This is a genomic window from Pseudomonas sp. SJZ078, from assembly GCF_007828255.1.
Lineage (GTDB): Bacteria > Pseudomonadota > Gammaproteobacteria > Pseudomonadales > Pseudomonadaceae > Aquipseudomonas.
In genome coordinates this window covers 340,354-361,070 of record NZ_VIUG01000003.1, presented here as the reverse complement: position 1 = coordinate 361,070, position 20,717 = coordinate 340,354, and the positions used below count along the sequence as shown (strand labels likewise).

13 protein-coding genes are annotated in these 20,717 nt (G+C 62.6%); 3 read left to right on the top strand and 10 right to left on the bottom strand.

Features of this window, described 5'->3' with window-relative positions:
- Positions 1 to 160 precede the first annotated feature (160 nt).
- The 8 genes from cobA to FBY02_RS05375 form a co-directional block, all read right to left on the bottom strand.
- The gene (gene cobA, locus FBY02_RS05415) at positions 161 to 910 is read right to left on the bottom strand and encodes a uroporphyrinogen-III C-methyltransferase (RefSeq protein ID WP_144924320.1); all 750 of its coding nucleotides are present in this window, start codon (positions 908 to 910) and stop codon (positions 161 to 163) included.
- A gap of 10 nt (positions 911 to 920) precedes the next feature.
- Positions 921 to 3,638 carry a nitrate reductase gene (locus tag FBY02_RS05410; RefSeq protein WP_144924317.1) on the bottom strand — a complete coding sequence of 906 codons (2,718 nt, stop codon included), beginning with the start codon at positions 3,636 to 3,638 and terminating at the stop codon, positions 921 to 923.
- Complete coding sequence (nirD, locus tag FBY02_RS05405; protein ID WP_024776753.1) at positions 3,638 to 3,955, bottom strand: nitrite reductase small subunit NirD; 318 nt, start codon at positions 3,953 to 3,955, stop codon at positions 3,638 to 3,640. Before nirD ends, FBY02_RS05410 begins: the two co-directional genes overlap by 1 nt.
- Complete coding sequence (nirB, locus tag FBY02_RS05400; protein ID WP_144924314.1) at positions 3,952 to 6,405, bottom strand: nitrite reductase large subunit NirB; 2,454 nt, start codon at positions 6,403 to 6,405, stop codon at positions 3,952 to 3,954. Before nirB ends, nirD begins: the two co-directional genes overlap by 4 nt.
- A gap of 455 nt (positions 6,406 to 6,860) precedes the next feature.
- The gene (locus tag FBY02_RS05395) at positions 6,861 to 8,531 is read right to left on the bottom strand and encodes a bifunctional protein-serine/threonine kinase/phosphatase (RefSeq protein ID WP_144924311.1); all 1,671 of its coding nucleotides are present in this window, start codon (positions 8,529 to 8,531) and stop codon (positions 6,861 to 6,863) included.
- A gap of 9 nt (positions 8,532 to 8,540) precedes the next feature.
- A complete protein-coding gene (locus FBY02_RS05390) occupies positions 8,541 to 9,752 on the bottom strand; it encodes a NarK/NasA family nitrate transporter (protein ID WP_144924308.1) in 1,212 nt (403 codons plus the stop codon).
- A 452-nt stretch (positions 9,753 to 10,204) separates the two neighbouring features.
- On the bottom strand, positions 10,205 to 10,780 hold the full coding sequence (locus tag FBY02_RS05380; protein ID WP_024776757.1) for an ANTAR domain-containing response regulator: 576 nt from the start codon (positions 10,778 to 10,780) through the stop codon (positions 10,205 to 10,207).
- Between the two features lie 13 nt (positions 10,781 to 10,793).
- A complete protein-coding gene (locus tag FBY02_RS05375; protein WP_144924305.1) occupies positions 10,794 to 12,005 on the bottom strand; it encodes a CmpA/NrtA family ABC transporter substrate-binding protein in 1,212 nt (403 codons plus the stop codon).
- A gap of 241 nt (positions 12,006 to 12,246) precedes the next feature.
- Between FBY02_RS05375 and FBY02_RS05370 the strand changes: the two genes are divergently transcribed.
- A complete protein-coding gene (locus FBY02_RS05370) occupies positions 12,247 to 13,266 on the top strand; it encodes a quinone-dependent dihydroorotate dehydrogenase (RefSeq protein ID WP_144924302.1) in 1,020 nt (339 codons plus the stop codon).
- 231 nt (positions 13,267 to 13,497) lie between these two features.
- Here the strand turns inward: FBY02_RS05370 and rmf are convergent, their stop codons facing one another.
- Entirely contained in the window at positions 13,498 to 13,713 is a 216-nt protein-coding gene (gene rmf, locus FBY02_RS05365; protein WP_003223300.1) for a ribosome modulation factor, read from the bottom strand.
- A gap of 533 nt (positions 13,714 to 14,246) precedes the next feature.
- Here rmf and rlmKL point away from each other — a divergent pair.
- Together rlmKL and FBY02_RS05355 are read left to right on the top strand one after the other, a co-directional pair.
- Positions 14,247 to 16,532: a bifunctional 23S rRNA (guanine(2069)-N(7))-methyltransferase RlmK/23S rRNA (guanine(2445)-N(2))-methyltransferase RlmL gene (gene rlmKL, locus FBY02_RS05360; protein WP_144924299.1), complete on the top strand. Its 2,286-nt coding sequence runs from the start codon at positions 14,247 to 14,249 to the stop codon at positions 16,530 to 16,532.
- A 141-nt stretch (positions 16,533 to 16,673) separates the two neighbouring features.
- Positions 16,674 to 19,058: a GGDEF domain-containing protein gene (locus FBY02_RS05355; RefSeq protein WP_144924296.1), complete on the top strand. Its 2,385-nt coding sequence runs from the start codon at positions 16,674 to 16,676 to the stop codon at positions 19,056 to 19,058.
- A gap of 141 nt (positions 19,059 to 19,199) precedes the next feature.
- On the opposite strand, the gene dacB is transcribed toward FBY02_RS05355, so the two are convergent.
- Positions 19,200 to 20,666 (bottom strand): D-alanyl-D-alanine carboxypeptidase/D-alanyl-D-alanine-endopeptidase, encoded by a 1,467-nt coding sequence (gene dacB, locus FBY02_RS05350; protein ID WP_144924291.1) that lies wholly within the window; start codon positions 20,664 to 20,666, stop codon positions 19,200 to 19,202.
- Positions 20,667 to 20,717 lie beyond the last annotated feature (51 nt).

Below are 20,717 nucleotides of genomic sequence, written 5' to 3'. Positions count from 1 at the left end.
ACCGTCCAAGGCCAGGGCGGCCGAGGACAGTGAAGATTTCCAAAACTCGGTATCCGGTAGATCGTAAGGCCGCTCCGCTTAAGTGAACAGCATTACGGCTTATGCCGGGCTTTTCTTTGTCTGCGATTTATGAAAAAGAAAAATGCCTGTGGGGAAAGGGTTATAGGGCAATGGCTTGAAGCCAGGCAGGTTGCGCCAGTTCGGTGGCGCTTGCCACTGCACCGATAACCAGGATCGCCGGGCTCTTGAGTTGAAACGCACCTGCGTCGGCCTCCATCGAAGCCAGATCGCTACGGCAGTCTCGTTGATGAGGCAGGGAGGCATTCTCGATCATGGCTACGGGGGTATCCGCTGCCAGGCCACCGGCCAGCAGTTGCTCGCGGATCTCGCTCAGTTTCGCCACCCCCATATACACCACCAGGGTCGTCCCGCTTTGCGCCAGGGCTTGCCAGTTCAGGCTGCTGCCGTCCTGGGTGTGGGCAGTGACCAGCGTTACGCCCCGGGCAATGCCGCGCAAGGTCAAGGGAATATTGCACTGGGTCGCTCCCGCCAGCCCGGCCGTGATGCCATTGACCAGCTCCACTTCGATGCCATGCTCGCGCAGCCATTGCGCCTCTTCGCCGCCTCGGCCAAAGATGCACGGGTCGCCGCCCTTGAGGCGGACCACGCATCTGCCTTGGCGCGCATAGCGCAGCATCAGCCGATGGATGAAGGCTTGTGGCGTGGAGCGGCAGCCGCCGCGCTTGCCTACCGCGATGATGCGCGCACCGCAACAATGTTCCAGCACCGCCTCGTTGACCAGATCGTCGATCAACACCACGTCGGCTTCGCGCAGGGCGCGCACGGCCTTGAGGGTCAGCAATTCGGGGTCGCCAGGACCCGCACCCACCAGCCAGACTTTTGCGTTCATAGTGTTTTCCTCACGAGAGAGCGGCCATCGGTTGCGCAGTGGCAACCAGCAGGCGCTTGATTTCCGGGACGCAGGAGCCGCATTGCGTACCACAGCCCAGTTCCTGTTTCAGCCCTTGCAGATCCAGCCCTCGTTCAATGCCGGCGCAGATCGCACGCTGGCTGACGTTCAGGCAGTTGCACAAGGTCTTGCTGCCGCCTGCCGTTGCGCCAGCGTTGCCCGGTGGCGCACTTAACGGCGCCAACAACCAACGGCGCAGTTGCTCGTCGGCACGACCCTCCTGCCACAGGTTCTGCAACCAATGGCGGGCGAGGGTTTCGCCGGCCAGACGGATGGCGGTGATACGGCCGTTTTCGATCCGCACCCGTTTACCGATGGCGCGACGGGGATCGTCGTAGGCCAACACCGGCCCGTCGATCAGTTCCAGTTGTTCGTCGATCGCTTGTAGCAGTGCGGGGTCAGGCGCTTCGGTGCTGGCGGCGCGAATCAGCAGCGCGGGACGTTCACGGCCAGTCAGGCTCAGGCTGACATAGGCAAACGCCTCGCACAGCGGACGCAAGGTCTCAAGATGCTGTTGAACATCGCCTTCGATCAAGGCGAAAAGCTGCCAAGGCAGGTTTACCGGCTCCAGGCGCACGCCGCTGTGCTTGAGTTCCGGTTGTTTCGACAGTGGGTCGAAAGCCGGTTGAGTCAGAGTATTCACGCCGCCTTTGAGGAATCGATCACCCCAGTGCATGGGCAGGAACGCCTGGCCGGGGCGCACGCTGTCGTCGCTGTCCACAGCCACGATCACGCTGCCGCGACGGCTCTTGAGGCTGACCAGGTCGCCCGCTTGCAGGCGCTGGCGCTGCAGCTCGTCGGGGTGCAGGCTGAGTACGGCTTCGTTCACGTGCCCGAACAACCGCGCGGCGGTGCCGGTACGGCTCATGCCGTGCCACTGATCCCGCAGGCGGCCGGTGTTGAGGGTCAACGGGTAACGGGCGTCACGCAGTTCCCTGGCGGCGCGATACGGTTCGGCGACGAACCGCGCACGGCCGTTGTCGGTGGGGAAAATCCCATCGACGTACAGGCGGGCCGTTCCGACCGTGGCGCCGTCCGGGAATGGCCATTGCTGGGGGCCAAGCTGATCGATCAGTTCATGGCTGATGCCGGACAGGTCGAGATCCTGTCCGCGGGTCAATTGCTTGTATTCGTCGAACAACTGCGCAGGTGTGTCGAAGGCGAACAGGCTGGGCTGGCCCGGCCGCAGACGTTTCTCCAGACGTTGTGCGAAATCCACCGTAATGGCCCAGTCTGGTCGTGCTTCGCCCGGTGCGCCGATGGCTCGGCGGACGTGGGAAATGCGTCGTTCGGAGTTGGTCACCGAACCTTCCTTTTCGCCCCAACTGGCCGCTGGCAACAGCAGGTCGGCAAACCCGGCGGTCTCGGTGGTGCGGAAGGCCTCTTGCAGCACCACGAATGGGCAGGCCTGCAGGGCCGCCCGGAGCGCTGTCTGGTCCGGCATCGATTGAGCCGGGTTGGTGCAGGCGATCCACAAGGCCTTGATCTTGCCGTTGCGCACCTGCTCGAACAACTCGATGGCGCTCAAGCCGGGACTGGCGGGCAGTTGCTCGACGCCCCAGTATTCGGCGACTTCGGCGCGATGCTCCGGGTTGGCGGCTTCGCGGTGGCCTGGCAGCAGGTTCGACAGACTGCCGGTTTCCCGCCCGCCCATGGCGTTGGGCTGGCCAGTCAGCGAGAAGGGCCCGGCACCCGGGCGACCGATCTGTCCGGTGGCCAGGTGCAGGTTGATCAAGGCACTGTTCTTGGCGCTGCCGGCGGTGGACTGGTTCAGGCCCATGCACCACAACGACAGAAAGCTTGGCGAGGTGCCGACCCATTCGGCGCACTCGTTCAGTTGCTCGACGCTGATGCCGCACAGCTGGGCGACCATCGCTGGGGTGTAATCGCGCACCAGGTTCTTCAGGTCCGCCAGGCCTTCGGTGTGGGCCTTGATGAAGTCGCGGTCGACCCAGTCTTCCCACAGCAGCAGGTGCAAAATCCCATGGAACAAGGCGACATCGGTGCCCGGAAGGATCGCCAGGTGCAGGTCCGCCAAGTCGCAGGTGTCGGTGCGCCGCGGGTCGATGACGATGATTTTCATCTGCGGCCGGCGGGATTTGGCCTCTTCGAGGCGGCGAAAGAGGATGGGATGGGCGTAGGCCATGTTACTGCCGACGATCATCACACAGTCGCTCAATTCCAGGTCTTCATAGCTGCAGGGCGGGGCGTCGGCGCCGAGGCTGCGCTTGTAACCCACCACGGCGGAGGACATGCACAGCCGGGAATTGCTGTCGATGTTGTTGGTGCCCACCAATGCCCGGGCGAGTTTGTTGAAGGCGTAGTAGTCCTCGGTCAGCAACTGGCCGGAGATGTAGAACGCCACGCTGTCGGGACCGTGTTCGGCGATGGTTTCGGCGAATACGCTGGCGGCGTGTTCCAGGGCGCTGTCCCAGTCGGTGCGGGCGCGGGCCAGGCCTTTGCCCAGGCGCAGCTCGGGGTACAGGGCCCGAGCTGCGAGGTCGCCGGTCAGGTGCAGGGTCGAGCCCTTGCTGCACAGTTTGCCGAAATTGGCCGGATGGGTGGGATCGCCACTGACGCCGAGGATGCGCTCGTCGTCATGTTCGATCAGCACGCCGCAACCGACCCCGCAGTAACAGCAGGTCGAGGCAGTGGTCTGGCGGTTCATCAGCTTGCGTCCCTTAGCGCCAACAGCACCCGGCCGTTCTCGACCCGTGCCGAATGATGATGGGCACAACCCACATCCGGCGCCTGGGCCTGGCCGGTTTCCAGGTCGATCTGCCAATTGTGCAGCGGGCAGGCCACGCGCTTGCCGTAGATCAAGCCCTGGGATAACGGACCACCCTTGTGCGGGCAGCGGTCATCGAGTGCGAACACTTCATCGTCGCTGGTACGAAAAATCGCGATATCGCCCTTCGGGCCATTGATGATGCGCGAGCCCAGGGCATTGATGTCTTCCAGTGCGCAGATATCCAGCCAGTTCATGCCGGCACCTCCAGGTTTTTCACGGGGATGACCTCGAACTCTTTCTTCAACTGAGGCTGTTCCAGGCGTTGTTTCCACGGGTCCTGTTCCAGCGACAGGGAAAACTTCAGGCGCTCGTGAAGGGCCTTGCGCCGCGCCGGGTCTTCGAGCACGGCTTTCTTGATGTGCTCCATGCCGACCCGCTGCATGTAATGCACGGTGCGCTCGAGGTAGAAGGCTTCTTCGCGGTACAGCTGCAGGAAGGCACCGTTGTATTCGCGCACTTGCTCGGCGGTCTTGAGCTTGACGAAGAACTCGGCGACTTCGGTCTTGATCCCGCCATTGCCGCCGATGTACATCTCCCAGCCGGAATCGACACCGATAATGCCCACGTCCTTGATGCCGGCTTCCGAGCAGTTGCGAGGGCAACCGGAGACGGCCAGCTTCACCTTGTGCGGCGACCACATGTTGAACAGGTCGTGTTCCAGTTCGATGCCCAGTTGCGTGGAGTTCTGCGTACCAAAGCGACAGAACTCGCTGCCCACGCAGGTTTTCACGGTGCGGATGGATTTGCCATAGGCATGGCCGGACGGCATATCGAGGTCTGCCCAGACGCCGGGCAGATCCTGCTTCTTGATGCCCAGCAAGTCGATGCGCTGCCCGCCGGTGACCTTGACCATCGGCACACTGTATTTGTCAGCCACGTCGGCAATGCGCCGCAGCTCCGACGGCGTGGTCACGCCGCCCCACATCCGCGGGACGACCGAGTAGGTGCCATCCTTCTGGATGTTGGCGTGGGCACGTTCGTTGATCAGCCGGGATTGCGGATCGTCGTGGGCTTCGCCAGGCCAGGTGGAAATCAGGTAGTAGTTCAGTGCCGGGCGGCAGGTGGCGCAGCCGTTCGGGGTGCGCCAGTTCAGGTAGTTCATGGTGCCGGCGATGGTCAGCAGGTGCTCGTCGCGGATCGCCTGACGGATTTGGCCGTGGTTGAGGTCGCTGCAGCCGCAGATGGCTTTTTCGCTTTTCGGCTTGACGTCGGCCGCGCCGCCGACGGTGTTGATGAGGATCTGTTCGACCAGACCGGCGCAGGAACCACAGGAGCTGGCGGCCTTGGTGTGTTTTTTCACGTCATCGACGCTGAACAGGCCGTGCTCCTGAATCGCCTTGACGATGGTGCCCTTGCACACGCCGTTGCAACCGCAGACTTCAGCGGAATCGGCCATGTTCATGGCTTTGTCCTGGCCCTGATGGCCGACGTCGCCCAAGGCATTTTCACCGAACATCAGGTGATCGCGGATTTCGCCGATGGCGGCGTTCTCACGGATCTGGCGGAAGTACCAGCCGCCATCTGCTGTATCGCCGTACAGGCAGGCGCCGACCAGCACGTCATCCTTGATCACCAGTTTCTTGTAGACGCCGCCGATGGGGTCGGAGAGGGTGATGGTCTCGGTGCCTTCGCCGCCCATGAAGTCGCCGGCGGAGAACAGGTCGATGCCGGTCACCTTGAGCTTGGTCGAGGTCACCGAGCCTTTATAGGTGGCAAAACCCAGTTGTGCGAGGTGATTGGCGCAGACCTTGGCCTGTTCGAACAGCGGGGCCACCAAGCCGTAGGCGGTGCCGCGGTGGTTGGCGCACTCGCCGATGGCGTAGATGCGCGGGTCATAGGTCTGCATGGTGTCGTTGACCAGGATCCCGCGGCTGCATGGGATGCCGGCTTTTTCCGCGAGTTCGACGTTGGGGCGGATGCCGGCAGCCATCACCACCAGATCAGCGGGAATGACGTCGCCGTTCTTGAACTGCACCGAACCGACCCGGCCATTGCCGGCGTCGTGGAGGGCCTGGGTCTGCTCGTTGAGGCGAAATTTCAGGCCACGGTCTTCCAGGGCGGTTTGCAGTAATTGGCCGCTGGTCTTGTCCAACTGCCGTTCCAACAACCATTCACCGAGGTGCACCACGGTCACGTCCATGCCCCGCAGCTTCAAACCATTGGCGGCTTCCAGGCCCAGCAGGCCGCCGCCGATCACCACGGCGTGCTTGTGGGTCCTGGCGGTTTCGATCATCGCCTGGGTGTCGGCGATGTCGCGATAGCCGATGACGCCGTCGAGCGTGTGGCCGGGAATCGGCAGGATGAATGGCGTGGAACCGGTGGCGATCAGCAGGCGATCGTACTCGGCCTCGGTGCCGTCTTCGGCGATGACCCGACGCTTGATCCGGTCGATCTCCACGACCTTGCGGTTAAGCAGCAGGTTGATGTGGTTGTCCTGGTACCAGCTCAGATCGTTGAGAACGATGTCTTCGAAGGTCTGCTCGCCAGCGAGCACGGGGGAAAGCAGGATGCGGTTGTAGTTGGTGTGGGGCTCGGCGCCGAACACCGTGATGTCGTACAGCTCATTGCTCAGCTTGAGCAACTCCTCGAGGGTTCGAACCCCGGCCATGCCATTGCCGATCATCACCAGTTTGAGTTTTTTCATCAGGGTTCTCCGCAAGCCCAGGCCCGGTTTCGTCACGTTTCATCACGGTGATCGGACTGGCTCGGCAATTTTTCGAAAACAAAAAAAGGCGTCCCGCTAGTGTGCTAGCGAGGACGCCTTTGTCCTGGTCCCGTTCTCTCGGGAAGCACCGCCTTCATCGTTGGAGGCGTTGCTTTATGTATGGTGAGAGAGGTTATGCAGTGGTTGTGCCAAGTGGCTTCGTGGCACGGTTTTATTGGGTGTGACGGCGGCTGCGCGCGCTGGAGGGGGAGTTATTGCACTGAATCAAAGCGTGTTGCACGGTAATGGCGCGTGGGGCGAGAGAGGGGAGTTGGCCGAGAGGCCGCCATCGCGAGCAGGCTCGCTCCCACAATGGATCGAAGGCGCGCACAAGGTAGGTGTACACAGCAGACCCTTGTGGGAGCGAGCCTGCTCGCGATGGGCGCAACCGGATCTCAGCTGTGGAACACCAGAAACAGCAGCACGATATTCACCACCAACGACACCAACGCCAAGGTCCGCCAGACCTTCAACGGTTCGCGCTCCAACAATGGCCGGGGCCTGATGCTCAAGCTGCGGCGCTCGCCCTGTTCCAGCAACAGCAACCATTCCTCGGCGGTTTCAAAGCGCTCGTGCGGATCCGCTGCAACGGCGCGCTCCAGGCTTTGGCCGAGCCATTCGGGCAGGTCCGGCCGATAGCGGCTGGCGCTGACTGGCACGCCAAAGCGCGGTCGCTGGAAGGCCTCGACTTCGCCGTAGGGATAATGCCCTGTCAGCAGGAAATACAGGGTCACCCCGACGGCATACAGGTCCTGTTGCGCCGTCGGTGCGACACCGCCGAAGGCTTCCGGTGCGATATAGCTGGGTGTGCCCGGCAACACGTTGGCCTGGTCTTCGGACAAGCCGGGGCAGTACGCCAGCCCGAAATCCAATAACCGCAGTTCGCCATCGTCCCCCAGGTGCAGGTTTTCCGGCTTGATGTCGCGGTGGTAGATCTGCCGTCGATGCAGCAACCCCACCGCCCGCACCAGCCGTTGCGCCAGGTCCAGCCATTGCGCCAAGGGCAAGGCGCCGGACTGGTGGAACAGCTCGGCCAGGGTCATGCCCGGATATTCGCGCATCACGTAATACAGGTGCTGGCGCTGGGGAACGCCGTGGACTTCCGGAAACTGCCTGCCGGCGACCCGCTTGAGAAACCATTCTTCCGACAGCAGTGCCTGCCCGGCGCGGCTGTCGTCCCGTAGCTGCACCGGCAGGGTTTTCAGCAGCCATGGCTGGCCCTGGACGTCGTATACCCGGTAGAGCAGCGATTGCTGGCTCTGGCCGAGCAGCCCTTCGACCTGCCAGCCCTCGAACGCCTGGCCCGGTTTCAGGGCTGGGGGCAGCGGCCATTGCTGCAGCTGGATCAGCGCATCGCCGATGCTCGCTTCGCCCAGCGCATCGACCCGTACCAGCAAGGCGCTGGCGTTGTCCTGGCTACCGGCCAGGTGCGCGGCGTTGATCAGTGTCTGGGCGGCGAGTTTCAGGTCCGGCTGGTCCCGAAGGATGCCGGCAATGGCCGTGTCCCCCAGGACCGCCCAGACGCCGTCGCTGAGCAGCACGAAGGTTTCTTCTGTGCGCAGTTCGCCGTCGAGGAAGTCCAGGACCAGATGTTGATCCAGCCCCAGGGCGCGCTTGAGCACATGTTGCATGCCTTGCTGCTCCCAGACGTGATCCTCGCTGACCCGTTGCAGATGATCGGCATGCCAGCGGTAGACCCGGCAATCGCCGACGTGGGCGAGGGTGAAGCGCCGGCCACGCAGCACCAGGGCACTGACGGTGGTGAGTAGCGGCTGCCCGCCACCGTTGGCCTGCAACCAGCGATTCTGTGCCAGCAACAGCCGGTCCAGCGCCTGGGCCACGCCCCAGGTTTGCGGCGTGGAGTAATAGTCCAGGGCCAGGGCCTGCAAGGTCGAACGGGCGGCCAGCCCGCCGTCGGCGCATTGGCTTACGCCGTCGGCAATGGCGAACAGGTAGCCTTTGCTGGCGGCCAGGGCCGGAGCCGGGGTAACCAGGCGCAGGGCGTCCTGGTTTTCCTCCCGCGGGCCGATGGCCGTGGCTTCGGCGAAACTCAGTTGCAGACTCATGGCTGCTGTTTATACCCGAGCCGCAGTGACGGCTGCCGAGCCCCAGGTGGTTCTCCAGCGACGCTTGACGCCGTGCAGGCCGAACCAGGCCAGCACGCCCAAGCTGGCGAACAACCACAGCGCCAATTGGTAGCTGCCGGTGCTTTGCTTGATCGCGCCCATGCCCGCCGCGAGGGCGAAGCCACCGATGCCGCCGGCCATGCCGATCAACCCGGTCATCACGCCGATTTCGCGGCGGAAACGTTGTGGCACCAGTTGGAACACGGCGCCGTTACCCGCGCCGAGACCGAGCATGGTGCAGACGAACAGTGCCAGTGCCGCGTAGGAGTTGGGCAGGTTGAAGCCCACCGCCGCGATGCAGATGGCCGCCACGGTGTACATGCCCAGCAAGGTGCGGATGCCGCCGAAACGATCCGCCAGGGCGCCGCCCAACGGCCGCATCAGGCTGCCGCCGAAGACGCAGGCCGCGGTGTAGTAGCCGGCGGTCACGGGACTCAGGCTGTACTGGTCGTTGAAGTAGCCGGGCAGGGCGCTGGCCAGGCCGATGAAGCCGCCGAAGGTTACGCTGTAGAAGAACATGAACCACCAGCTGTCACGGTCACCCAGGGCCTTGAGGTAATCGGCCATGGATTTGGCTTTCGGCCGCTCGGGAGCGTTTTTGGCCAGCCAGGTGAAGATGACCAGGGTCAGGACCAGCGGGATCAGCGCGAAACCGAACACGTTGCCCCAGCCGAAGGCGGCGGCCATCACTGGCGCGATGATCGCGGCGAATACGGTGCCCGAGTTACCGGCACCGGCAATGCCCATGGCTTTGCCCTGATGTTGCGGCGGATACCACTGGGACGCCAATGGCAGGGCGACGGCAAACGACGCACCGGCCATGCCCAGGAACAGGCCCAACAGCAGTGCCTGTTCGTAGCTGTGGATCCCCAGCTTCCAGGCGCAGAACAGCGCGCCGATCACGATCACCTGGCCGACCATGCCGGCGGTCTTTGGCGAAATCCGGTCGGCCAGCAGGCCCATGAACAGGCGCAGCACGGCGCCGGCCAGGATCGGCGTTGCCACCATCAGGCCGCGTTGTTGAGTGGTCAGGTGCAAATCGGCGGAGATCTGCACCGCCAGTGGACCGAGCAGGTACCAGACCATGAAGCTCAGATCGAAGTAGAGAAAGGCCGCGAACAGGGTCGGGGTGTGGCCGGATTTCCAGAAGCTTGAATTCATCGCGCACCTCAGCTGTGAAAGTCTCGAAAAAAGTCAGTGCTTCGAAGTGGTGCGCCGCGACGGCGACCCCACCGACCCCGGACGGTGGGGCCAAAGCAAAAAAACGCCGCAACCCGAATCGCCAGTGGGCGAGCAGGGTGTGCGACGTCTTTGTCGTAGGTGGGGCAACCGCCGTTGGTTACCTGTGGGGTTGCTTAAGCGAGATCTGTGCCAACAGGAGGGATTGGCGTAAGGGCTATCGCGAGCAATCGCTCCCACATTGGATTTTCAGGGGGGGCATGCAACCTGTGGGAGCGGGCTTGCTCGCGAAGACGGTGGCTCAGTCGACATTAATGTTGGACGGTGAATCGCTTTCGCGAGCAAGCCCGCTCCCACAATGGAGCTTCAGTGGCTACAGAACCTGTGGGAGCGAGCCTGCTCGCGATGACGCCGGGCCAGGTGCCGCGAGGGCGTCAGCCCAGCAACTCATTCATCGCAATGATCTGCTCCGCCACCTGGATCAGCTTCTGCTGGCGGCTCATGGCCTGGCGGCGCATCAGAGTGTAGGCCTGCTCTTCGTTGCAATCCTTCATCTTCATCAGCATGCCCTTGGCCAGTTCGATGCGCTTGCGTTCGGCCAGTTGCTGGTCTCGGGCCAGGAGCTGCGCGCGCAGGGCCTGGTCGCTTTCAAAGCGGGCCATGGCCACGTCCAGGATCGGTTGCAGGCGCGCGGCATGGATGCCTTCGACGATATAGGCACTCACCCCTGACTTGATCGCCTGGCGCATCACATCCGGGTCGTGCTCGTCGGTGAACATGACGATCGGTCGTGGCTGGTCGCGACTGACCAGCACCACTTGTTCCATGACGTCCCGTCCGGGTGACTCGGTATCGATCAGGATCACGTCCGGACGCACTGTTTCGACGCGTTCCGGCAGGTCGATGGTCAGGCCGGACTCGTCAATGACGTCGAACCCGGCTTCCACCAGGGCGGCCTTGAGGCGGCCGACTTTTTTCGCGGTGTCGTTGATCAGCAGGATACGCAGCATGGTCGGGCTCCTGTCAGCGGCTGGCGAGAAGGGGAGCCGCATCGCTCAAGGCGTGCAGTTTGAAACTGCGGGCATACCCGGCCGGATCCGAGCCGTCCCACAGGGTGCCGTCGATCAACTGGCTGCTGCGCATGGCCTGGAAGGTGGTTGAGATGCCCAGCGCCGCGCACGCCTGGCGATACAGCTCGAGTTGCTGGACCTCCTGCGCCACGGTCAGGTAGTCCGGGTCTTCTCGCAACAGGCCCCAGCGCCGGAATTGGGTCATGAACCACATGCCGTCGGACAGGTAGGGCACGTTCACCTCGCCGTTGCCATGGAAGCGCATGGCGTGGGGATCCTGCCAGCTGTTGCCCAGGCCATCGGCATAGGTACCCAGCAGGCGGGGTTCGATGCAGTCCAGCGGCGCGTCGAGATATTCGGGGGCGCTCAGCAGTTGTGCGGTGCTGCGACGGTTCTCGGTGCTCTGTTCGATGAAACGGCTGGCCTCGAGGATCGCCATCACCAACGCTCGCGCCGTATTGGGGTACTGCTCGACGAACGCGCGGGTACAGCCCAGGACTTTTTCCGGGTGATCGGGCCAGATGGTCTGGGTCGTCGCCAGGGTGAAGCCGAGGTTCTGTTTCACCGCGCTGGCGCACCAGGGTTCGCCGACACATAGCCCGTCGATACGCCCGGCCTGCAAGTGCGCAATCATCTGCGGTGGCGGTACCACCACGCTGTCGACATCCGACAAGGGGTGGATGCCTTGTGCGGCGAGCCAGTAATAAAGCCACATCGCGTGGGTGCCGGTAGGGAATGTCTGGGCAAAAGTCAGTTTCGAGCGAGTTTGGTGCACATGGCGCTCCAGTGCCTCAGGACTGGTCACGCCCATTGCCTGCAAACCGTGGGAGAGATTGATGCTCTGGCCGTTCTGGTTCAGCCCCATCAGCACCGCCATGTCGGTCGGCGCGACACCGCCGATGCCCAGGTGCACGGCGTAGATCAGGCCGTACAGGCTATGGGCTGCATCGATTTCACCGCTGACCAGCTTGTCCCGCAGGTTGGCCCAGGAGGTCTGGCGCTTGAGGTTCAAGGTCAGGCCGTAGGGTTGGGCGAAGCCCTGGGTGGCTGCCACCACGATCGGGGCGCAATCACTCAAGGCCATGAAACCCAGGTCGATCGCGCTCTTTTCCGGGGCGTCGCTGCCATTGACCCAAGCCAGGGGGTGGGCTGGAATTTCATTCATCGGGGCATCACCTTCCACATAAAAAAGCGCCGTACCCGGACGAATGCCAGAGCAAGGCCGGATGACGACGCCGTTGTCCTTCAAACAGTGTGGCACTCATTCCATCGTTGGCATGAGCGTCGATGACCAAAGGGGTGCAAGGCATATGCCATCGGCGCTGTTTTGTGCAGGCGCCTCGCTTGAACCGCCGTTGCGCGGCTATAATCGCCGCCTCATTTCGTCGCCCGAGTCAAAGCCGCCCATGTACACCCTGGCCCGTGAACTGCTGTTCAAACTCTCCCCGGAAACCTCCCACGATCTGTCCCTGGACCTGATCGGCGCGGGCGGACGTTTGGGCCTCAATGGTCTGTTGTGCAAGGCGCCGGCATCGTTGCCAGTGAATGTGATGGGCCTGCAATTCCCCAACCCGGTCGGGTTGGCGGCGGGCCTGGACAAGAACGGCGCGGCCATCGACGGCTTCGCGCAATTGGGGTTCGGCTTCGTGGAAATCGGCACCGTCACGCCACGGCCACAGCCGGGCAACCCCAAGCCACGGCTGTTTCGCCTGCCGCAAGCCGAGGCGATCATCAACCGTATGGGCTTCAACAACCTGGGAGTGGACAACCTGCTGGCCCGCGTGGCTGCCGCCAAATACGAAGGCGTGCTGGGCATCAATATCGGCAAGAACTTCGACACGCCGGTGGACCGTGCCGTCGACGATTACCTGATATGCCTGGACAAGGTCTACGCCCATGCCAGCTATGTCACCGTCAACGTCAGCTCCCCGAACACTCCGGGGCTGCGCAGCCTGCAGTTCGGTGACTCCCTCAAGCAACTACTGGCCGACCTGGCCAGGCGCCGTGCCGAGCTGGCGGTGACCCATGGCCGGCATGTGCCGTTGGCGATCAAGATCGCGCCGGACATGACCGACGAAGAAACCGCCCAAGTGGCCCAGGCCCTGGTCGAGACAGGTATGGATGCGGTAATCGCCACCAACACCACGCTGGGCCGCGAAGGCGTCGAAGGGCTGGAGCACGGTGACGAAGCGGGAGGATTGTCCGGCGCGCCGGTACGTGACAAGAGCACCCACACGGTGAAGGTGCTGGCTGGGGAGCTGGCGGGACGCTTGCCGATCATCGCTGCGGGTGGGGTCACCGAAGGACGGCATGCCGCCGAGAAGATCACCGCAGGGGCAAGCCTGGTGCAGATTTATTCGGGCTTCATCTACAAGGGGCCGGCGTTGATTCGTGAGTCGGTGGATGCGATTGCGGCGTTGGGCTGATTTCGCGGCTGGCAGATGTTTCTCTGTGGCGAGGGGATAAATCCCCTCGCCACAAGAGTGTTCGCAACTTGAATTCTGAGCAGGTCACACACACCGATACGTAACCCGCCCATTAAAAAGGGCTCCTCAAAGGAGCCCCTGGGCCGTAGCCCGCCGTCCGGATGGGACGCGCGTGGTTAAATCGTTATGTGTGGAACGAAATTGTCGAGTTCCTGAGTATTGAGCCCTGTGTCAGCCGACGGCGTGAAGTTCGTTGAGTCTGTGGATACCCGCAGTGCCGGTCATACCGTCCCAGTTGTCGCCGCGTCCTTCTCGCCAGCCATTGATCCAGGCTTGACGTACCGACGGTAGAGTAAAGGGGCAAAGCTCACGGGATTTACCACCAACACCATATTGGTAACCGCGTAAAAATGCTCTTTCCAACGGATCACGCTTAAGTCTTCTCATAGGGTATTGCCCTCACTTGTTGACTGTTACTTCGCGTCGGCCTCTGTTGAGGCCGGGGCAGAATCATTCTGCCGTTGGTGGCTCGTTGCCGGCGTGACGAGCCAAGGTGTTGGCGCCGTTGTGGCGTCAACCTGTGTTGAGTTCTAACCAAAGCGTCACATGGATGGAATGATCGTTTTGTCATAAGCACGTAACATTAAAGAGGTTAGGGCGATAAGTAACAGTGTGTTCAGCGTCCGCTTTTCAGCAAGACCCCTGTATGATCGGCCCTGCGTTGAAAGGCGCTGCCTTTTCCCGGATGAGAATGTCCCCCTGTTGCACTCGGGTACTATTCGACGAAAGGGGTGACTTTTCATCAGTTTGTTACACCGAATTTTTTATCTGCCCTCGCATCTAAGCTCTTTTAACCTGAGCGGCGAGGGTGGCACGGCACACTTTCGTGCCACCGGGTGCTCTTTTAGAAAAGCACCTGATTGAACCTGACCCGGCAATGCGTTGCCCCGGTCCACTAGCCAAAGGCTCTGGAACTCCCCATGTCCGATCGTTTCGAACTCTTCCTCACCTGCCCCAAGGGCCTCGAAGGCCTGCTACTCGAGGAAGCCATCGGGCTTGGCCTTGAAGAGGCGCGCGAACACACCTCGGCCGTTCGCGGCGTGGCCGACATGGAAACGGCCTATCGCCTGTGCCTGTGGTCACGCCTGGCCAATCGCGTGTTGCTGGTGCTCAAGCGTTTTCCCATGAAAAACGCCGAGGACCTGTACCACGGCGTGCTGGACGTCGATTGGCAGGATCACATGCTGGCCGATGGCACCCTGGCGGTCGAGTTCAGCGGCCACGGCTCCGGCATCGACAACACTCACTTCGGCGCCTTGAAGGTCAAGGACGCCATCGTCGACAAGCTGCGCACTCCCTCTGGCGAGCGACCCACCATCGACAAGCTCAACCCGGACCTGCGTATCCACCTGCGCCTGGACCGCGGCGAAGCGATCCTCTCCCTGGACCTGTCCGGTCACAGCCTGCACCAGCGTGGTTATCGCCTGCAGCAAGGTGCCGCGCCACTGAAGGAAAACCTCGCCGCCGCTGTCCTGATCCGTGCCGGCTGGCCGCGCATTGCCGCCGAAGGCGGCGCCCTGGCCGACCCGATGTGCGGCGTCGGCACCTTCCTGGTGGAAGCGGGCATGATTGCCACCGATATGGCGCCGAACCTGCGTCGCCAGCAATGGGGTTTCACCGCATGGCTGGGCCACGTGCCGGCGCTGTGGAAGAAACTCCACGAAGAAGCCACCGCCCGCGCCGCCGCCGGGCTGGCCAAGCCACCCCTGTGGATTCGCGGTTATGAAGCCGACCCACGGCTGATCCAGCCAGGTCGCAACAACGTCGAGCGTGCCGGCCTGAGCGAGTGGATCAAGATCTATCAAGGTGAGGTCGCCACGTTCGAGCCGCGTCCGGACCAGAACCAGAAAGGCCTGGTGATCTGCAACCCACCGTACGGCGAGCGTCTGGGCGATGAGGCCAGCCTGCTTTACCTCTACCAGAACCTCGGTGAGCGCCTGCGCCAGGCGTGCCTGAACTGGGAGGCTGCGGTATTCACCGGCGCTCCGGACCTGGGCAAGCGCATGGGTATCCGCAGCCACAAGCAGTATTCTTTCTGGAACGGCGCCTTGCCGTGCAAGTTGCTGCTGATCAAGGTACTGCCGGACCAGTTCGTCACCGGCGAGCGTCGCACACCGGAACAGCGTCAGGCCGAGCGTGAGCAAGCCCGCCTTGACCAGGAAGAGCAGGGACAGGCGCCTGAGGTACCGCAAGAGCGCCAGTACAACAAGAATGGCAACCCGATCAAACCGACACCGGCCCCCGCGCCTGTGGTCGAGCAGGCGCGCTTGAGCGAAGGCGGGCAGATGTTCGCCAATCGCCTGCAAAAGAATCTCAAGCAACTGGGCAAATGGGTCAAGCGCGAAGGCGTGGACTGCTATCGGGTCTACGACGCCGATATGCCGGAATACTCCATGGCGATCGACCTCTATCACGACTGGGTGCACGTGCAGGAATATGCCGCGCCGAAATCCATTGACCCGGAAAAGGCTTCGGCCCGGTTGTTCGATGCCCTGGCGGCCATTCCCCAGGCGCTGAATGTCGACAAGAGCCACGTCGTGATCAAACGTCGCGAGCGCCAGAGCGGCACCAGGCAATACGAGCGCCAGAGCGCCCAGGGCAAGTTCACCGAGGTCAACGAAGGTGGCGTGAAGCTGCTGGTCAACCTGACCGACTACCTGGATACCGGGCTGTTCCTCGATCACCGGCCGATGCGCCTGCGGATCCAGAAGGAGGCGGCTGGCAAGCGCTTCCTCAACCTGTTCTGCTACACCGCGACCGCCAGCGTCCATGCCGCCAAGGGCGGAGCCCGCAGCACCACCAGCGTCGATCTGTCGAAAACCTACCTGGACTGGGCGCGACGCAACCTGTCGCTCAATGGTTTTTCCGACAAAAACCGCCTGGAGCAGGGCGATGTGATGGCCTGGCTTGAAGCCAGCCGTGACGAATATGACCTGATTTTCATCGACCCGCCGACCTTCTCCAACTCCAAGCGCATGGAAGGCGTATTCGATGTGCAGCGCGATCACGTCCAGTTGCTGGACCTGGCCATGGCTCGCCTGGCGCCGGGTGGCGTGTTGTATTTCTCCAACAATTTCCGCAAGTTCCAGCTCGAGGACAATCTCGGCGAGCGTTATGCGGTGGAGGAAATCACCGCCGCTACCATCGATCCGGACTTTGTCCGCAACAACAAGATTCACCGTGCCTGGAAAATCATGGCTCGTTGAAAATCCTCGATTGGATCCACGGAGCCTTGTAGATCAAGGCTTCCAGCCGATTTTAGGACTGGTCAAAGTGATGGCTAATAGCTATAACTGAGGCTGTGGCCAGGGCTGTACCGACGCCTGCCCCTTTTTCGAGTTGTGTCTATGGCATTGCATCCGGTGCGCCCCAGGATCCTGGGCTTTATCAGCGAAGATGTATCGGCCTGGCTGGTGGCTTCGCTGGTGTTGCTGGCCGGGATATTCCTGACCGGTTTGCTGAGTTGGGCGATGATGAGCCTGTTCAACCAGCAACTTCGCCAGCGCTTCGAACTGCAAGCCGAAGAGCGCTTCAGCCGTATCGAGGAAAGATTTCAGGAGCAGGAGCAGCGCCTCGACAGCCTGCGGCGTTTCTTTGCCAACTCGGTGGAGGTTTCCGAAAAGGAATTCCATGGCTACGCCGAACCGTTGTTGCGGCGTACCCAGGCCTTTGCCTGGGCGCCACGAGTGCTTCGCGACGAGCGGCAGGCATTCGAACAACGGGAACGGAATAAGCGAGTCAACTCCTTCATCATCCGGGAAGCGGACGATTCAGGCGGTTTGCGGCAGGCTGCGGAACGGGACGAGTACGCGCCGATCCTCTATATGCAGTGCCAGGCTTGCCAAGAGACAACGCTGGGTTTCGACCTGCTTTCCCATCCATTGCGTCGCGCCGCGCTCGAGCGTGCTCGTCGCCAGAATAGCCTGGCGGTATCGCAGCCATTGGATCTGGTGGATGTCGGTCCTGCCTTTATCCGTGGCGTGTTGCTGGTGGCACCGGTCACCCGGGGGCCCTCTACGGAGCCTTTCGGTTATGTGGTAGCGGCCATCAGCATGCGCCAACTGGTGGGTGATGGCTTGCCGTCGGCCAGCCATGACAACCTTTCGATGCGCGTTCTGGACCTGTCCGATGCCGATCAGGAGGAGGTGCTGTTCGAGTCCCCCGGGCTCCCCGGGGACAGTGATCTGGCGGCGACCCGTGTGCTGCGTCTGGCGGAGCATGATTACCGGGTAGAGCTACGACCCAGTCGCACGTTCCTGTCGACCAACCACTCCGCGATGTCGGGTCTGGTGGTATTGGGCGGTTTGCTCAGTTTTCTGCTCAGTGCCTTGCTCTACGTCCTGGTCAGCCAGCGCCAACGGGCCCTGACTCTGGTGGAGCAGCGTACCCAGGAACTGCGCGCTCGGGAACAGGAACTGCGGGGTACCCACAGCCAGTTGCGCGGCGTGCTGGATGCCGCGACCCAGGTCGCGATCATCGCCACGGATCTGCGTGGGGTCATCACCACGTTCAATGCCGGCGCCGAACAGATGCTGGGCTACCAAAGCTGCGAAGTCCTGCAGAGCATGACCCTCGAAAGCCTCCATGTGCCGCGGGAGCTCCAGGCCCGGGCCGCAGAGCTTGGCGCCCGATTCGGCAAGCCGATTCCTACCTGTCACGCGATGCTGCTCGAAGGTGGCGAGGCGGGCGGCCAGCAGGCCCGGGAGTGGACCCTGGTACGGCGTGACGGCAGCCACTTGACCGTGAACATGCTGGCCACGCCCGTGCTCGACGACCAGGGGCTCTGGGTCGGGCACCTGGCGATTTGCATCGACATCACCGAACGCAAGCGCGTCCATGAGGCCCTGGCGGCCCGGGACTTGCTGCTGAAGAAACTCAGTGCCCATGTACCTGGCGGCATCTACCAGTTCAAAATGGATTTCAACGGTCGTTTCAGCGTGATCTATGCCAGCGATGGCATTCGTGACATCTATGAGCTGGAGCCCAGCGTGCTGGTCCAGAACGCCGAAGCTGTTTTCTCCCGCATCCATTCACTGGACAACGCGCGGGTCCGAGCGTCGATCCGTGCCTCGGCCGACACCCTGAGCCCATGGCGCGAAGAATATCGGGTGCAACTGCCACAGCGTGGCCTGCGCTGGGTGCGTGGCGAGGCCACACCCGAGCAACTGCCGGGCGGTGGCGTGTTGTGGCATGGCTATATCTCCGATATTTCCGATCTCAAGCGGGTGGAAGAAGAGTTGCGCGCATTGTCCGTGACCGATGCCTTGACCGGGATTCGCAACCGGCGATATTTCCAGGAGCGCCTGAACTCGGAAATGACCCGGGTCGAACGCGGTTCTGGGGAGCTTTCGGTCATCATGCTCGACATCGATCACTTCAAGCGCATCAATGATCAGCACGGCCACGCCGTGGGGGACCGGGTGTTGCAGGCGGTTTGCCTGCGCGTTTCCCAGCGTCTGCGGCGTACCGATGTCTTCTGTCGGCTGGGTGGGGAAGAATTCGTGGTGTTGTGTCCCGACACCGATGGTGAAAGCGCCTATGCCTTGGCCATTGGGCTGTGGGAGGGGCTGCGCGGGGCGGAGATCGAGGATGTGGGCGTGGTCACCGCCAGCTTCGGCATCGCCAGCTGGCGCGCCGGGGAAGGCGCGGATGCCCTGCTGTTACGGGCCGACTCGGGGGTGTACGCGGCGAAGCAGGCCGGACGGGATCGGGTCGAGATGCAGGTGGGGTAGTTCGCAGGTTTGCGCTCGCCACATGTCTCCTGATGTGGGAGCGGGCTTGCTCGCGAAAGGGCCATATCAGGCAATGGAAGTGTTGAATGTCACACCGCCTTCGCAAGCAAGCCCGCTCCCCACATCAGTTTTTGTTCTGGATCAGAGCACCGAAGCCGTCTGCGGCAGTTTCGGCTGGCGGTACAGGTCCAGCAGCACCTGGTCCAGCACCGACGAAGCACCCCATGGCTTCGGATCGTTGAGGATCGCTACCACGGCCCAGGTATTGCCGTTGACGTCGCGGCTGAACCCGGCGATGGCACGCACGGTGTTCAGGGTGCCGGTCTTGATGTGGGCTTCGCCGGCCATGGCCGTGGTCTTGAGGCGTTTGCGCATGGTGCCGTCGGTGCCGACAATCGGCATCGAACTGATGTACTCGGCCGCATAGGGGCTGCGCCAGGCGGCTTGCAGCATCGCCGCCATTTCCCGGGCGCTGACCCGTTCGGCGCGGGACAGGCCGGAGCCGTTTTCCATCACCAGGTGCGGTGCGGTGATGCCTTTCTTGGCCAGCCATTGGCGCACGACCCTTTGCGCGGCCTTGGCGTCGTCACCGTCGGCTTCGTTGCGGAACTGTGCACCGAGGCTCAGGAACAACTGCTGAGCCATGGTGTTGTTACTGTACTTGTTGATGTCGCGGATGATCTCCGCCAGGTCCGGCGAGAATGCCCGGGCCAGCACCTTGGCGTTGCTCGGGGTGGCGGCCAGACGGTCCTTGCCCTGGATGCTGCCGCCCAGTTCTTTCCAGATCGCCCGCACCGCGCCAGCGGTGTAGGTGGCGTGGTCCAGCAGTGACAGGTAGGTCTGGGAGCTGCAGCCATCGCCCAACTGCCCGCCGACCGTCACGGCCACGCTGCCGTCCGGCTGGGGTACCGGGTTGTAGCGTACGCCGCCGGTGCATTGCTTGGAATTGACCGCCTTGACCTGGTTATCGATGTGGATGCTGGCAATCGGCGGCTCCACCGACACCAACACCCGGCCGCCATCATTGCGGGCAACGAAGCGCAGCGCCTTGAGGTTGACCAGCAGGGAGTCGGGCTTGACCAGGAAAGGCTTGTTTTCATCGTTGCCGTCGTCGTTGAACTCGGGCAGTTGCGGCTGGATGAAGAAGCCGCGGTCGAGCACCAGGTCACCGGTGACCTGTTGTACGCCGTTGGCGCGCAAGTCGCGCATCAGCAGCCAGAGCTTTTCCATGTTCAGTTTGGGGTCGCCGCCACCCTTGAGGTACAAATTGCCGTTGAGGATCCCGCCGCTGAGGGTGCCGTCGGTGTAGAACTCGGTCTTCCACTGGTGATTGGGGCCAAGCATTTCCAGGGCGGCGTAGGTGGTCACCAGTTTCATGGTGGAGGCCGGGTTGACCGAGACGTCGGCGTTGTAGAGGGTCGGGGTGCCGGGGCCATTGAGTGGCACCATCACCAGGGACAGCGCGTCGTCTTGCAGCTTGCTGGTCCTGAGGGCCTTCTGCACATTGGGCGACAGGGCGGTGTTAATCGTAGCGGCGCTGGTGGAAACGGGGAGGGCCAGGGGAAGAAGAAGGCTGGCCAGGAGCAGTGGACGCAAAGATTTGATCATGTGTAATAAAACCCTACGGGCGAGGGGAAAAAACGAGGACATGAAAAATGA

Excerpts from the sequence above, each read along its gene's own strand:
- cobA (WP_144924320.1), bottom strand. The coding sequence starts at position 910 with ATGAACGCAAAAGTCTGGCTGGTGGGTGCGGGTCCTGGCGACCCCGAA.
- nirB (WP_144924314.1), bottom strand. The coding sequence starts at position 6,405 with ATGAAAAAACTCAAACTGGTGATGATCGGCAATGGCATGGCCGGGGTT.
- rlmKL (WP_144924299.1), top strand. The coding sequence starts at position 14,247 with ATGTCCGATCGTTTCGAACTCTTCCTCACCTGCCCCAAGGGCCTCGAA.
- FBY02_RS05410 (WP_144924317.1), bottom strand. The coding sequence starts at position 3,638 with ATGAACCGCCAGACCACTGCCTCGACCTGCTGTTACTGCGGGGTCGGT.
- FBY02_RS05390 (WP_144924308.1), bottom strand. The coding sequence starts at position 9,752 with ATGAATTCAAGCTTCTGGAAATCCGGCCACACCCCGACCCTGTTCGCG.
- rmf (WP_003223300.1), bottom strand. The coding sequence starts at position 13,713 with ATGAGAAGACTTAAGCGTGATCCGTTGGAAAGAGCATTTTTACGCGGT.
- FBY02_RS05395 (WP_144924311.1), bottom strand. The coding sequence starts at position 8,531 with ATGAGTCTGCAACTGAGTTTCGCCGAAGCCACGGCCATCGGCCCGCGG.
- FBY02_RS05375 (WP_144924305.1), bottom strand. The coding sequence starts at position 12,005 with ATGAATGAAATTCCAGCCCACCCCCTGGCTTGGGTCAATGGCAGCGAC.
- FBY02_RS05370 (WP_144924302.1), top strand. The coding sequence starts at position 12,247 with ATGTACACCCTGGCCCGTGAACTGCTGTTCAAACTCTCCCCGGAAACC.
- nirD (WP_024776753.1), bottom strand. The coding sequence starts at position 3,955 with ATGAACTGGCTGGATATCTGCGCACTGGAAGACATCAATGCCCTGGGC.
- FBY02_RS05355 (WP_144924296.1), top strand. The coding sequence starts at position 16,674 with ATGGCATTGCATCCGGTGCGCCCCAGGATCCTGGGCTTTATCAGCGAA.
- FBY02_RS05380 (WP_024776757.1), bottom strand. The coding sequence starts at position 10,780 with ATGCTGCGTATCCTGCTGATCAACGACACCGCGAAAAAAGTCGGCCGC.
- dacB (WP_144924291.1), bottom strand. The coding sequence starts at position 20,666 with ATGATCAAATCTTTGCGTCCACTGCTCCTGGCCAGCCTTCTTCTTCCC.